The 14393-nt window shown below is 45.5% G+C and carries 10 protein-coding genes and 5 pseudogenes; 5 read left to right on the top strand and 10 right to left on the bottom strand.

Going from position 1 to position 14393, the window contains the following annotated elements:
- Positions 1-184: 184 nt before the first annotated feature.
- The 4 genes and pseudogenes from N39L_RS17000 to N39L_RS16985 form a co-directional block, all read right to left on the bottom strand.
- A complete protein-coding gene (locus N39L_RS17000) occupies positions 185-2416 on the bottom strand; it encodes a PP2C family protein-serine/threonine phosphatase (protein WP_006616187.1) in 2232 nt (743 codons plus the stop codon).
- Between the two features lie 382 nt (positions 2417-2798).
- Positions 2799-3046: pseudogene (locus N39L_RS16995) on the bottom strand (transposase); the annotation flags it as partial.
- Positions 3037-3931, bottom strand: a protein-coding gene (locus N39L_RS16990; protein WP_434221606.1) for an IS630 family transposase whose coding sequence is annotated in 2 segments (ribosomal slippage) — positions 3037-3099 and positions 3101-3931 — 894 coding nt in all. Because the reading frame shifts where the segments join, the coding sequence is not laid out codon by codon here. The gene N39L_RS16990 and the pseudogene N39L_RS16995, both read right to left, overlap by 10 nt.
- 1743 nt (positions 3932-5674) lie before the next feature.
- Entirely contained in the window at positions 5675-6013 is a 339-nt protein-coding gene (locus N39L_RS16985; protein ID WP_006615757.1) for an NAD(P)H-quinone oxidoreductase subunit M, read from the bottom strand.
- Positions 6014-6806: 793 nt separating this feature from the next.
- Here N39L_RS16985 and N39L_RS16980 point away from each other — a divergent pair.
- Positions 6807-7229: a reverse transcriptase N-terminal domain-containing protein gene (locus N39L_RS16980; RefSeq protein ID WP_014275816.1), complete on the top strand. Its 423-nt coding sequence runs from the start codon at positions 6807-6809 to the stop codon at positions 7227-7229.
- Between the two features lie 19 nt (positions 7230-7248).
- Positions 7249-7651: pseudogene (locus tag N39L_RS16975) on the top strand (IS1 family transposase); the annotation flags it as partial.
- Positions 7652-7755: 104 nt separating this feature from the next.
- On the opposite strand, the gene N39L_RS33340 reads toward N39L_RS16975, so the two are convergent.
- From N39L_RS33340 to N39L_RS16955, 5 genes are all read right to left on the bottom strand, one after another.
- Complete coding sequence (locus N39L_RS33340) at positions 7756-8226, bottom strand: HNH endonuclease (RefSeq protein WP_014275814.1); 471 nt, start codon at positions 8224-8226, stop codon at positions 7756-7758.
- 150 nt (positions 8227-8376) lie between these two features.
- Positions 8377-8925 carry a reverse transcriptase domain-containing protein gene (locus N39L_RS33335; RefSeq protein WP_014275813.1) on the bottom strand — a complete coding sequence of 183 codons (549 nt, stop codon included), beginning with the start codon at positions 8923-8925 and terminating at the stop codon, positions 8377-8379.
- Entirely contained in the window at positions 8915-9145 is a 231-nt protein-coding gene (locus N39L_RS16965; protein ID WP_014275812.1) for a reverse transcriptase domain-containing protein, read from the bottom strand. Before N39L_RS16965 ends, N39L_RS33335 begins: the two co-directional genes overlap by 11 nt.
- On the bottom strand, positions 9105-9326 hold the full coding sequence (locus tag N39L_RS16960) for a hypothetical protein (RefSeq protein ID WP_014275811.1): 222 nt from the start codon (positions 9324-9326) through the stop codon (positions 9105-9107). Before N39L_RS16960 ends, N39L_RS16965 begins: the two co-directional genes overlap by 41 nt.
- A 21-nt stretch (positions 9327-9347) precedes the next feature.
- Entirely contained in the window at positions 9348-9572 is a 225-nt protein-coding gene (locus N39L_RS16955) for a reverse transcriptase N-terminal domain-containing protein (RefSeq protein ID WP_014275810.1), read from the bottom strand.
- Between the two features lie 663 nt (positions 9573-10235).
- Between N39L_RS16955 and N39L_RS16950 the strand changes: the two are divergent.
- Both N39L_RS16950 and N39L_RS16945 read left to right on the top strand, forming a co-directional pair.
- A pseudogene (locus N39L_RS16950) lies at positions 10236-10517 on the top strand (IS1 family transposase); the annotation flags it as partial.
- Positions 10495-11373: pseudogene (locus tag N39L_RS16945) on the top strand (IS630 family transposase). The pseudogenes N39L_RS16950 and N39L_RS16945, both read left to right, overlap by 23 nt.
- Before the next feature lie 456 nt (positions 11374-11829).
- Here N39L_RS16945 and N39L_RS16940 read toward each other — a convergent pair.
- A complete protein-coding gene (locus N39L_RS16940) occupies positions 11830-12897 on the bottom strand; it encodes a Gfo/Idh/MocA family protein (RefSeq protein ID WP_006616252.1) in 1068 nt (355 codons plus the stop codon).
- Positions 12898-13250: 353 nt separating this feature from the next.
- Between N39L_RS16940 and N39L_RS16935 the strand changes: the two are divergent.
- Positions 13251-14241, top strand: a pseudogene (locus N39L_RS16935) (IS4 family transposase); the annotation flags it as partial.
- Between the last annotated feature and the right edge of the window lie 152 nt (positions 14242-14393).

The raw sequence follows: 14393 nt of genomic DNA, 5'->3' as shown, positions 1-14393 counted from the left end.
TCTCCATTATACGTCCTAACTTTCCTGTCTTGTGCTATAACTCTGTTCCTTTTGACAAAAGGGTATCCACATCAGGAGTCGTGTGAGGTGAAAGTCTCAAGCACGGTTTTGAATGGGAGTTCGGGAAGGTGACTTCCCGTTCGACCCCTACCATATCTGGCTAATTATCGCCCAATATTCCGACTTAATTAACTTTGCAATCTCCATATTGTTCTGGTCCAATCATAGCATCAGTCACCCAGAGACTTTGAACATCACCGTCTCGGAGCCAGCCTCTGTCTCCGGCTTGTAGGGTGGTAATTGGCTCTGGGTTATCTATGGGTTGATTAATCCCTTGAGGGTCGGAGTCGTCCAATTCTGTCGGTAAAGGGGTATTATTGTCTGGTGTAGCTAGATTATGCGATGAGGGAACCGAACACACTTTTAACTCTACCCAAGTTCCGTCATTTTGGGTTGTTTGTCGTTCGAGAACCTGAAAGACACTATTGCTAGGAACTTCCCCTTTTAATTCCCCTTCCACAAAGTCTTGGTGCAATACAATAGGACTTGGGGGGATGTTATTCTGTATAGTGCGAGCAGAACTCAATTGGATGACTGATCCAAGCGGAACACCTGCGCCATAGGGGACAGTTGGGGTAGGGAGAGAAGGATCAGCGGGTCTGGTGGTAAGGGGGGTGCTAGTAGGCGGTTCGTCGGGTTCTGTGGTCTGATCACCCCCTAGGAATGTCCAAGCTAAGGCCCCGCCAATACCCAACAGTATTAAAATGCCTAATGATAATAACCAAATTGAACGGCTTTTGTTTTTGTCAACTACAATTAATTCGGTTTGCATAGCTGAGTCGTCAGAACCGCTGAGGTCTGATGAGCTATCGGCTATGGTGTCATCGTTGAGACTAATGGCGGTAGGAACGGAAATTTCCGGTAAGTCTTGAATTGTCTTGGGGGAAACTTGAAAATGCAGTAGGGCGATGGTAACGTTATCATGGCCGTTTTGGGTGTTGGCAATTTTCAAGAGGCGATCTCGTACTGATGGGAGGGTAGTTTGACCCTGCAAAACTGGTAAGATTTCGCTCTCCCAATATTGTTCTACCCGATCGCGATCGCTCAATCCATCGGAACATAGGACAAAGATACAATCGGAGTCAACGGGAAATCTCTGGATGGTAGGATGTAAATTGAGAGAGTGGGTAATTCCGAGGGCTTGAATTAGGGCTCCCGATGAAATTGCTTGTATGGCTTCACGATAGATGGTATAGCCTAGTCTAACTTCTCGGGAGGCGACATCATCATCAAGGGTAACCTGGTAGCAACCCTCAGGTGTAATCCAGTAGGCGCGGGAGTCTCCAATATGGGTTAAATATATTTCATGAACATGAGCCAAAGCCATGACTATAGTAGTTCCCATGCGTTGACGACCCTGGCGCTCTTCGGTATCATTGCGATCGCTAATGGCATCGTTAGCAATACTAATGGCTCGCTTCAACCGATTGGTCAAGGAAAGGGGGTCCCAATTGGCGGTTGGTAGGGGAATTTTTTCCATTTGTTCCCGTACAATTTCAATAGCTAAACCAGAAGCCACCTCGCCGCCTTCCTGTCCGCCAATACCATCGCAGACAATAGCCAAAGCCATGGAGTTTTCATCAATACCATCGTTGTACGCGGACCGATAGCAGGCATCTTCATTATGCGATCGCGTAGGACCTGCATCTGTGACGGTGACAATATCGACTTGTCTTTCTAAAGACCGTCCACAAATGACTAAGGCTTGGTCTAGTTGACTGGCCAAGCGCATCGACTTTCTAATTTCCCCGGCTATCAGTTGTTGGGTAAGTTGTTCCAAAAATTTCTGAATCCGGCGATCTGCTGTAGGAATTAACGATTGCCAAACTGACCCCAGTTGAGATAGTCCTGCGGCTTTAGCTTGGTAGCGTAATTCCAATAATCTGACCAGAGGCCCTTCTACCCGCAGCAGGTCAAAATCAAGTAGACTGGAAGCGACCCCCTGACAACTCAAGGGATACCACAATGTAGCTATCTGCCATAACCAGCTTAATTGACGCATGGCTGATGTTTCTTCCCAGACTTGGGATAGTAATGGTCGAAGTTCCCCCGACTTAGGTTCAATGGGGCATCCTTCTAACAGCCATATATCTTTTTTTAGGGGACTTTTGGCTGCAGGTATCCACCCATAGACCTGGGGAATGTGGAGTCGCTCAGAAAACAGTTTCAGGTAACAGGAAATCTCCTCGGCGGTAATATCATTTCCGGGAGTTTGCGGAAGTTGTTCGGGTTGAGTGTCCACAAAAATACGACCGCCCTGGCTGAGATAGCGATCGGCAATCAAAGTTCCAGCGGGCATATCCTCAAAGCCCGTAACGAGCGCCCATAGATAGTATTTTCGCATATCATTTTGCATAGAGGGTTCTCACATCTGGAGTAGCCACCAAATTGGGTTCAGGGAATATTTGGATACCAGACCAGAGTGTCTCGTTTCATACCAATACAATCGAGGGTTACGACACAGACAGCAGCCAAGCATTGGAACAACAACACATAGAGTGGTGCAGAAGGGGCGCGTGCGTCACGAAATGTAATCTTTTCGTGTTTTCCGAAAATTGTCGGGATGTGACGCACCCTACAGTTATTGGCGCTGAGTGACTGGCTGGTGTGAACTATTGTAGCGCTTATTATCTCCCAGTATAGTTATCATAGGACCGGGATTTATAGCACAAGACAGAAAAGTTAGGACGCATAGTACAAGACAGGAAAGTTAGGACGTATAGCACTAGTCAATACGGTTAGGACGCAGCCTTGAGAACAGAATCCATGGCATCATGGAGAGAATCAAACTGCTCACGTGCAATGAATGGCGAATGCGGGCTTTCAACCACGACCAACATTTCTCTATCTTGTTGAGGTCTGGCGAATAAGGCGGAAGATAGAGTAAACGGCATTGAGCTGCCTCCACCAGTTCAGCCTGCCGCCCCCCTTTATGAAACGTTGCATTGTCCAATACTATAGCACTAGTCAATACGGTTAGGACGCAGCCTTGAGAACAGAATCCATGGCATCATCGAGAGAATCAAACTGCTCACGTGCAATGGCGAATGCGGGCTTTCAACCACGACCAACATTTCTCTATCTTGTTGAGGTCTGGCGAATAAGGCGGAAGATAGAGTAAACGGCATTGAGCCGCCTCCGCCAGTTCAGCCTGCCGCCCCCCTTTATGAAACGTTGCATTGTCCAGTACTAGAGTTTGACCTGGCTTCAATGTTGGAATTAAGATGAACTCCAACCACAACTCAAACACTGTCCGATTACAACAACTCTCAAAGGTAAAGGGGGCTAAGAGTTGTTGATGACACCATGCGGCCATATAGCTCACCCTGCCCTGCCTCTTCCCGGATTTGAGAGCATCGAAGCCTTTTCCTTCCTCGCAGTAACCATAAGGGTAATCCGAGTCCTGACTATTCATGCCGGCTTCATCGAGGTAGACCACTTCTTGTGGCTCCATATGTTCAATCTGAGCAATAAACTCCTCTCGCTGTTGCTGATCACGTTCTTGGTAGCCGTAAGTTTTTTTTCTGGTGAAGCCAATTTTCTTCAAGGCTCTGGATATGGTGCGAGGAGAGATGTCGTCATCCCAAAGTTCAGCCATTTGAGCGGAGGTTTGATCGCCATGCTCTTGGGCAAAAGCCTTGAATTTATGCCAGTCGGTAATTTGGTGGCTATGACCAGGTGGGCGATTAGGTTTAGGGAGGAAGTCGCCGGTGTGTTCTTTTCTTTGCAGCCAGAGATTGATGGTGTTCCTGCTGACATGGAAAACTTGACTGGCTTCGGTTTTGGGTATACCGTCTAGTTCAATTGCATTAATAACTTTTTGTCTAAGGTCGTAACTGTAGGGGGCTGGCCTTTTGGGTCTTCTGTAGATATCCTTGCCATTATACGTCCTAACTTTTCTGTCTTGTGCTATATGTGCAGGTAGTCGTATGAGCCCCCTACTTTTCCCCTTGCCCTTTTGGGCGCAGCGTGTCAACCTATTTCGCTGCTAATGTATTACCATGGTTCAAGTCGGACATTCAGTTTCCTTAATCATAGATGGTTGGCAGTGGTCGAGTAGGAGGTAGGTTCCTCCACACGCCTTCCGTTCCCCGCTTCAATCCTGGGGTTATGATTCCCCAAACTGGGGGTGGCTATCGCCGTTACCCTCTGCTCTGTGATTTCTCAGTTCGCTTAGGACTTTGGGTTCCCTGCCTTGCTTAGTTCCCTAAGCGTCGGGACATATAAACAGTTATGAGGATGGTCAGGAGTGCGATCCTTATATCCAAATTCGGGGCTGTAATCCTCACCGGGTAGTGATTTAGGGCATTTCAGCCCTATTTCATACCCGAACGTCTCGCACCATGCGCTTACATTTTTCACTACTGCCTTGTGAATAGCATTACTCACTTGTTTATAGGCAGACCATTAGAGGGGTTACAACGTTCCGTTTATACGGGCATTCCATCTTGAGATTTGTCCTGTCCACCGGGGTACTTTAAAGGTCTGTGCAGGTAGGTAAAGAAGCCTCCTACTTTTCCCCTTGTTCTTTTGAACGTAGCGTGTCAACCTATTTCGCTACTACAGAGTTACGATGGTTCAAGCCAGACATTCGGTTTCCCTAATCATGGATGGTTGGCAGTGGTCGCGTCTTAGTAGTAGGTTCTACCTCACGCCTTCCGTTCCCCGCTTCAATCTGACGGGTTATGATTCCTCAAACTGGGGGTGGCTATCGCCGTTACTCTCTACTCATTGTTATCATGGGGTCATAACTTCCCATTCAAAACAGTTTGTTTGATGACCTTGAGTTCCCTGCCTTGTTTGGGGGTTCAATCCAAACGTTGGGACGTATAAACAGTTATGGGGAATGGTTCGAGGCTCCGACCTCTTATCCAGACTCGGGGCTGGCTTCCCCACTAGGAGGTGATTTCAGGCATCACAGCCTTATTTGGTCTCCTAAAGATTTCGCACTCTCTACTCATTGTTATCATGGGGTCATAACTTCCCATTCAAAACAGTTTGTTTGATGACCTTGAGTTCCCTGCCTTGTTTGGGGGTTCAATCCAAACGTTGGGACGTATAAACAGTTATGGGGAATGGTTCGAGGCTCCGACCTCTTATCCAGACTCGGGGCTGGCTTCCCCACTAGGAGGTGATTTCAGGCATCACAGCCTTATTTGGTCTCCTAAAGATTTCGCACTCTCTACTCATTGTTATCATGGGGTCATAACTTCCCATTCAAAACAGTTTGTTTGATGACCTTGAGTTCCCTGCCTTGTTTGGGGGTTCAATCCAAACGTTGGGACGTATAAACAGTTATGGGGAATGGTTCGAGGCTCCGACCTCTTATCCAGACTCGGGGCTGGCTTCCCCACTAGGAGGTGATTTCAGGCATCACAGCCTTATTTGGTCTCCTCAACATTTCGCACCCTCTACTCCCTGATTTCTCAGTTTGTTTATGACCTTGGGTTCCCTGCCTTGCTTAGATTGATCCAAGCGTCGGGACATATAAACAGTTATGAGGTTGGTCAGAAGCGAGCTTCTTATATCCAGCTACGAGCTGGAACCCTCACGCTTGCTGTTATTTCAGGCATTGCAGCCCTATTTGATGCCTAAACGTCTCGCACGATTAATTTTAGGATGGGGTTTCTACTCGCGGCAGTCCCATACTATAGTTGACCGCCCTAGTACCGAGATTATAGGAGATTTGACCGGATTGCAAAAGCGATCGCACAAAATGCTCTAAATCTGATCCAATGCGACGGAGATTATATTCTGTCAAATCTTCCCCTTCCGATGCTGCGACTAACTCATCAAACTTTCGATAGACTTGTTGCAGGGCTTCATCATTCCAGTTAAATTCATTATCTGGGTCAATGTCAATGGTCAATTTTTCTTCACTGGGAATGATTTCGTTATCCTGAAGTTCCGCAGTCAAAATGTGAATGTGACGGGTTGTAGACTTTAACAGCATAGTTTAGGATGAGTGAGACTAAGTGCCTATTATACACTTATTACGGCGACTGTGATCCCAACAATCACCAGAGGCTAGGCTAATTGATAAGTGCGAGACGTTTAGGAGACCAAATAAGGCTGCAATGCCTGAAATAACCTCCTAGTGGGGATTTAAACCCCTTGATTGAATATAAGGAGCGCACTCCTGACCATCCTCATAACTGTTTATATGTCCCGACGCTTGGAGAAATCTAAGCAAGGCAGGGAACTCAAGGTCATAAACAAACTGAGAAATCAGGGAGTAGAGAGTAACGGCGATAGCCACCCCCAGTTTTAGGATTCATAACCCGTCAGATTGAAGCGGGGAACGGAAGGCATGAGGTAGAACCTACTACCAAAAATGTGACCACTGCCAACCATCCATGACTAAGGAAATCTGAATGTTCCGACTTGAACCATCGTAATTAGCAAGCAGCGAAATAGATTGACACGCTGCGCTCAAAAGAGCAAGGGGAAAAGAAGAGGTTTTTATATACCATCTTCACAGACCTTTAAAAGTACCCCGGTGGATAGGACAAGTCTAAAGATGGAATGCCCATATAAACGGAACGTTTTAAATCCTCCTGGACTATGAATATCTGGTCGAGATATCAGTAGTAACAAATGTAAGCGCAAGTCCTAGAGGAAGTGAGATGTGACCAAAAGCCAACGCCCTGCTGTAATGGCAGGGATATGCTGACAGGTTACGGTTTGATTGCATGAATAGAGTCTAGTAGGAGTTACTATGACGAAAGCGAGTTTAAAGAAAGGTTTTGAGAAATCAGAGCCAATCAAGACGTGCGTTTGTATGGAAACAAATCCCCTGGGCGAAAGTCCAGAGGAAAGTTGTCAAGCTCCAAAAGAGGATATTTCAAGCAGCTAAATCGGGACAGGATGCAAAGGCAAGAAGGTTGCAACGTCTACTGGTGAAGTCATATTATGCACGGCTCTTAGCAGTGCGACGAGTGACTCAAGATAATCAAGGCAAGAAAACAGCCGGGGTCGATGGAATGAGAGTAATCTCACCAAGGCAAAGGATTAAACTTGCTGAAAGTATAGCACAAGACAGAACATTTAGGACGTATAATGGCAAGGATATCTACAGAAGACCCAAAATGCCAGCCCCCTACAGTTACGACCTTAGACAAAAAGTTATTAATGCAATTGAACTAGAGGTGTTGCATAATAGAAAATGATATTCTCAAATAAATCAAGATGGATTGTCCTTATTGCCAAAGCCATAAAGTAGTCAAAAATGGTCATCGTCAGGGAAAACAGAGTTACCTGTGCCGTGAATGTGGTCGCCAATTTCGAGAAAATCCCTGTCCTGGAGGTTACAGTTCTGATGTCAAAGAGCTTTGTGTGAAAATGTCCCTCAATGGCATGGGATTTCGAGCCATTGAGAGAGTCACTGGTATTTCTCACAACACAATACTTAACTGGGTTAGAGTTGCAGAAACCCAGATGTGATGAGGAAAACTATGAAATTCCTGAAATAGCTCAAATTGATGAGCTTCAGACTTTTGTGGGTTCAAAAAAAACCATCTGGGTCTGGACAGTTGTGAATACCAAACTGCCTGGAATTCTGAAGTTTGTCATAGGCGACCGCTCATTGCTGAATTAGGAGTCGAGATAGACCTCACGGTCTACCCCTCCCATTCAGCAGCAGAACCGTACATGAGAATTTCACCTCATACGGCTCCTAGTTTGACCGTCTCCTTGTTAAGAGTACAGCATCATCTCTTCATCAAGAGCTGTTTTATCATCGTGACAATGGCGATGTAATAGTTGAAGATTCTTGTATTCATCCTTTCCGCCTTGGCTTCTAGGTACAATATGGTCTACTTCAATAAAGTCTGACGGGGTAAAGAATTGCCCACACCAGGTACATCTACCTTTTGGTTTCTTGAGTAGTTTTGCAACTCTATTTGGCGTATCGATTGCTTGTCCTTTCCTGTTTGCCCAGTAAGTCCAATTTCCGTCATAAAGTGTTGCTTCCGGGCGTATTAGGGTGTGTCTGACAATTGGAGTCCACTTATGTTTCCATAATTGGATTCCATCTTTGGTCTGGAATAACCAAGATTCATGCCTTTCTTTCCCATTGCTAAGTTTAACCATTCCATGTCTGAAATAGTTTCCTAGCTTTTCGTAACTTGCCTTTTGGCATCTTGATTTTGTCCATGCCCGTAACATTTGCCAAACTATGTTGTCTAGCTTATTGAAGGTCTCTGTTGAGACTACCGCTGAATAATAATTTGTCCATCACCGAATCATCGGGTTTAGATGTTTAATCAGGGCTGATTGAGGTGCAGTTTTAGATTGTTTAATTACACCTTTTATCGCTTATGTGTGGGCAACTGCTTTTGGGCTGGGTTTTATGTGGGTTTTATGTCCGATTAATCGGCTCTTACGTCCCCCTGTTTTTCCAGTTTTATATTTTCCTACTGGGTATTGCCTGATATTGAATCCGAGGAAATCAAACCCAGGTTCTTCTGTTTTGCCATTAGACTCAATAGGTTTGAGTGTGTGACCAATTCGAGTCTTTTCGGGTTTAATCTCTAATCCTACAGGTTTTAACCATTCGGTGATAGCAGTTTTGCACTGTTCAATGATTCCTAGGTCTTTGGAGATTACCACGAAATCATCGGCGTATCTTATAAGGTTTATCTGAGTGGTTGTTCCTTTGTTAGGATACATTTCTTTAACTAGCCTTTCCATTCCCAACAGTGCGATGTTGGCGAGTATTGGACTTATTACCCCTCCTTGAGGTGTCCCTGTTTCTGTATCCTCTAATACACCGTTATCTAGCACGCCGGCTTTGAGCCATTGTTTCAGGTCTCTTTTTAGGCTACTTGGACAATGAATTTTGGACAGTAGGTAATCATGGTTCACGGTAAGAGCATTTTGCTATATCGGCATCGAGAACATAATATTGTCCTCGATTTATGGCAATATAAATTCTGCCAATTGCGTCATGGGCGGACCGTCCGGGACGGAACCCGTAGCTTGTACCTTCAAATCTCGATTCCCATTCAGGTTCGAGAGCCGACTTGACCAAGGCTTGCCTTGCTCTATCTTGGATTGTGGGTATTCCTATTCCAGCTTTTTTCATCCCTGCCAGGTTTTGGTATCCACACCCGTCGCAGTGGTTTTGCTTTGATATTTCCCTTAATGTTCTCCACAAGCTCAAACCTTTGTCTTGGAGAGATTACTCTTACTCCATCAACTCCGGCTGTCTTCTTGCCTTGACCCGCCTGGGGGGCGGGTTTATTAAGCTGACTGTTGGGAAGCATGGCTGACCGTGGAACCCGCCCCTACAGTCGCACTGCTAGGAGCCGGGCATAATATGACTTCACCAATAGACGTTGCCATCTTCGTCCCTTAGCGTCTTGTCCCGATTTAGCTGCTTGAAATATACTCTTTTGGAGCTTGAATACTTTCCGTTGAACCTTAGTCCATGGGATTGTCTTCCATGCGTTGTTCGTAGTCTTGATTGGTTTTGGTTTTCCCAACCCTTTCTTTAAACTCGCTATCGCCATTTGTACACCTACTAAACTCTATTCCTTACAATCAAACCGTGACCTGTTAGCATATCCCTACTATTACAGCAGGGTGTTGGCTTTTGGTCACATCTCACATCCTCCGAGACTTGCGGTTACACTTATCCCTACTGATATTTCGACCAAATAATCAGAGTCTAGGAGGACTTAAAACGTTCCATTTATATGGGCATTCCATCTTGAGATTTGTCCTTTCCACCGGGGTACTTTTAAAGGTCTGTGTAGGTGATGAAAAGATTACCCTACTTTTCCCCTTACTCTTTTGAGCGCAGCGTATCAACCTGTTTCGCTGCTCAATAATGACGATGGTTCAAGCCGGACATTCGGTTTCCCTAATCATGGATGGTTGGCAGTGGTCGCATCTGGTAGTAGGTTCTACTTCACCCCTTCCGTTCCCCGCTTCAGTCCTGGGGTTATGATTCCCAAAACTGGGGGTGGCTGTCGCCGTTACTCTTTACTCCCTGATTTCTCAGTTGGTTCATGACCTTGAGTTCCCTGCCTTGTTTGGATTTTTCCAAACGTCGGGACATATAAACAGTTATGAGGATGGTCAGGAGTGCGCTCCTTATATTCAACCAAGGGGTATAAATCCTCACCAGGCAGTTATTTCGGGCATTGCAGCCCTATTTCATGCCTGAACGTCTCGCACCTTTTACCACATTATGGCAAATGATTCAGGGCTGGGCTTGTTTTCTATATATTACGGACGGATACAAAGTTTATCCTTGCTTAATTGAGGATTGCAATCATCTAGTCAGCAAAACGGCTATGACAAGAGTAGAAGGAGAAAACTGCCGTCTGAGGCACTATTTAGCCAGGCTACATCGCAAAACTTTGTGTTATTCCAAGTCCACTGAGATGTTGTACAAATCAATTCGCTTACTTATCTATTATTTGAAGCATGGACAACTTCCTCCGTTCTCTTCATCATTCCTCACTGTGCAATACCGAACTAGACGGTATACCCAAAACCGAAGCCAGTCAAGTTTTCCATGTCAGCAGGAACACCATCAATCTCTGGCTGCAAAGAAAAGAACACACCGGCGACTTCCTCCCTAAACTTAATCGCCCACCTGGTCATAGCCACCAAATTACCGACTGGCACAAATTCAAGGCTTTTGCCCAAGAGCATGGCGACAAAACCTCCGCTCAAATGGCTCAACTTTGGGATGACGACATCTCTCCTCGCACCATATCCAGAGCCTTGAAGAAAATTGGCTTCACCAGAAAAAAAACTTACGGCTACCAAGAAGGTGATGAGCAACAGCGAGAGGCGTTTATTGCTCAGATTCAACATATGGAGCCGGAAGAGTTGGTTTACCTCGATGAAGCTGGCATGAATAGTCAAGACTCGGATTATCCTTATGGTTACTGCCAGGAAGGACAACGCTTCGATGCCCTCAAATCCGGGAAGAGGCAGGGCAGGGTGAGCTATATGGCCGCATGGTGTTATCAACAACTCTTAGCTCCCTTTACCTTTGAGGTGAGGGTTGTTGTAATCGGACAGTGTTTGAGTTGTGGTTGGAGTTTATCTTAATTCCAACATTGAAGCCAGGTCAGACTCTAGTATTTGACAATGCAACGTTTCATAAAGGGGGGCGGCAGGCTGAACTGGTGGAGGCAGCTCAATGCCGTTTACTCTATCTTCGGCCTTATTCGCCAGACCTCAACAAGATAGAGAAATGTTGGTCGTGGTTGAAAGCCCGCATTCGCCATTGCACGTGAGCAGTTTGATTCTCTCGATGATGCCATGGATTCTGTTCTCAAGGCTGCGTCCTAACCGTATTGACTAGTGCTATACAATTCCAAGACAACGGTAAACGCTTCCAGTCTATTTCAATTATCGGGATGTGACGCACCCTACGAGCCGTATAAAGGGAAACTTTCACGTACGGTTCTGAATGGGAGGGGATGGAGGCGACTCCATTGTGGACCCCTAATTGATGTTCCCATAGCAGAAACTGGTGGGGCTGGCTTACCGAAAGTTCAAGCCTGTTATTTATTTAGAGGTCAAGATATTCTGCGATCGCCTAAAGTAGAAGATGCTGTATCGCCACCTTTCCTCTAATTAAACTTGACCGGAGAACAGATATTTTCAGTGGGGCGGTAATTCCGATATGTACATCTAAACTGCCCTCGCGGTCAAGAGACTTTTAAGGCTCCCTCTGGGAGACCGAGAGAGAGCCACTCGGTGGGTCTGTTTCCCGGGGGAGAGCATCTTCGAGGATATCAGCTATCAACCGACTTGAACCGTCGGGGAGTTGATAGGATATGGTAGTTCTCTCGCCGACCAGACCTGACCATCCAAAGCCATTTGTTCAATCAAACTTGCCAATCGCAAGGCTTTTAAGGCTTGTTCTCCCCCTACTGACGGCTGATTTCCACCATGAACGCAACTGACAAAATGCTCTAATTCCGCATGGAGAGGTTCAATATTGCTAGTGTGGACTTTTTCAATTAATCCATCCTGACGATAGAGAATCTGGCCATAGTCAGTCACATAATCCGCCGTAGTTTGGCGGTGTATTAAAATCTCATTATTAAGGAAATCTGCTTCCGTGAGGGAATTTTTACAATGAGCTACAATAGATCGCAATTTCCTGTGGGTGACTTTACTAGCGATGAGAGTGGCAATAATGCCATTACCAAAACCCAAAGTAGCCGTCACATAATCAAGATAACCCGAATTTGAAGCACGACTGCCACTAGCAGTTAACTTCACCACCGGGGCGGGGACTAAATCCATTAACAAGTCGATATCATGAATCATTAAATCCAGCACCACCGACACATCATTAGCCCGGTGGGAGTATGGACTCATGCGATGTGCTTCTAAAGCCAAAACTTCCTCAGTTTTCAAGACTTTACCAAGTTCAGCAAAAGCCGGATTAAACCTTTCAATATGTCCGACCTGCAGGATGCGCTGATATTCTGCGGCTGCATTGACTAAAGACTCTGCTTCGGAAATACTAGCAGCGATGGGTTTTTCAATCAACACATGAACTCCGGCCTTGAGGCAAGTCATTCCTACCGAGTGATGTAGACGGGTGGGAACCGCCACACAAACCGCATCCACATATTCCAACAAATCCCGATAATCTTCAAAAAAGCGAACCTGGTATTTACTGGCTGTGTCGAGTCCCCGTTCCACATTAACATCGGAAACTCCCACCAGTTGTACATCCTTCAGCAAACTGAGAACCCGCGTGTGATGCTGTCCCATATTGCCAACACCAATTACCCCAATCCGTAGAGGGTCTAGTTGACCTCGCCCTACACTAATGCTTGAATATCCTGTTGACATCCTATTGAGCACTCCTGGAATCTTCTCCACCACACACAAAAGACAATTAAGCCGTAGGGGCAGGTTCACCAATAATCTGGTCAAGATAGAGGATGATTGGAGAACCCGCCCGTACTCGGACAAATCCACCCAGATACTATCACAGCATCAGATTTTGTACAGAATTTCTCTAAAGAAACCAGTAATTCTCATTATGGAAATTCAACTGCTATCGGGTGGGATGTCTAACTCGAGACCCTCAAGCCTGAGAGGGTGACAACGGAGGGAAAACCCAGATGGGGCAATTGTTTGAGATAATGGAGAGGTCGTCAAAAAGCGGGTGGCCCTTGGAGCTACCCTGACCAAAAATGCTAATGCTAAAGACGTTATACCAGAAACTATTACGAATCCATTTGAGCGAGAGTCAAGCACAGACCTTAGAACTCTTCGTTATGATGCTTCAAAGTTATCGGCAAGTCAGATTATCAACCCTCGCAAACTTATTTCCCCAACCCATTCAATACAAGAGTCGAATCCGAAATATCCAGCGATTTCTGAAACTCCCCCAACTTTCGGCTAAATTGCTGTGGTTTCCGATAATCAAGGCCGCTTTAAAATCTGAATTTCGAGAAAAACATTTAAATATAGAACAAAGGATAAAGCGCTCAAGATTAAGTTTTAAAACAAAAAACTATGTAGCGGTTGCTATCGAGAGCACTCAATGGAGAGACCGGAATCTCCTGATGGTCACGATAATTTTTGGAAATCATGCTTTACCAATATATGGGGAGCTACTCTTCAAGTTGGGCAGTAGTTATTTTCGGGAACAGAAACGAGTATTAGAGCCGGTACTAGCTCTTTTAAAACCTTATCCGGTTGTGGTAATAGGAGACGCGCGAATTTAATAGCGCCCAACTAGCAGACTGGCTAATAGCCAGAGGGGTAGACGTTGTATTTAGCCATAAAAAGAGCGCTTTTGTAGCCACAGAAAACCATCCATGCAAGTCTTTAAAAGCCCAGGAATAGAAATTTTGCAAATCCTCCTTTTTAAAAAATGTAACCTTTCAAAAATCTGAACCTATTCAGGGATTTAACCTAGGAGTTTATGGGCAAAAAAATCATCGTGGAAAAAAGGTAAAAGAAACGTGGTATTTACTAACCAAACTTGACAATACCCAGCTGGTTAAGCAAATTTATCAAGCGCGATGGGGTATCGAAATGATGTTTAGAGATTGTAAAAGTGTGGGCGATAACATGGAATCCACCCGAGTAGATTCAACCCGATTTTTCGCCTTATTTTTGTGAATTACTTTCGCTTATTGGCTGGCGACACAAAGAGGTCATAAGTTTAAATATAACCACTTGTGCGAGACGTTCAGGCATGAAATAGGGTTGCCACCTCAGTACAGGACAAAAAAGCTGAAAGTCTTAGCCAAAAGGGAATCTAGCCGAAAATGCTGAAGGGGGCGCTCCGGGCTGAGGCGAAAGTCGAGGGGTGGGGGGGGTAGCGCCAAGTT

The organism is Limnospira platensis NIES-39, assembly GCF_026000695.1.
Taxonomy (GTDB): domain Bacteria; phylum Cyanobacteriota; class Cyanobacteriia; order Cyanobacteriales; family Microcoleaceae; genus Limnospira; species Limnospira platensis.
Note: the sequence above shows the minus strand (reverse complement) of the source record. Positions and strands in the feature narration are given on the sequence as shown.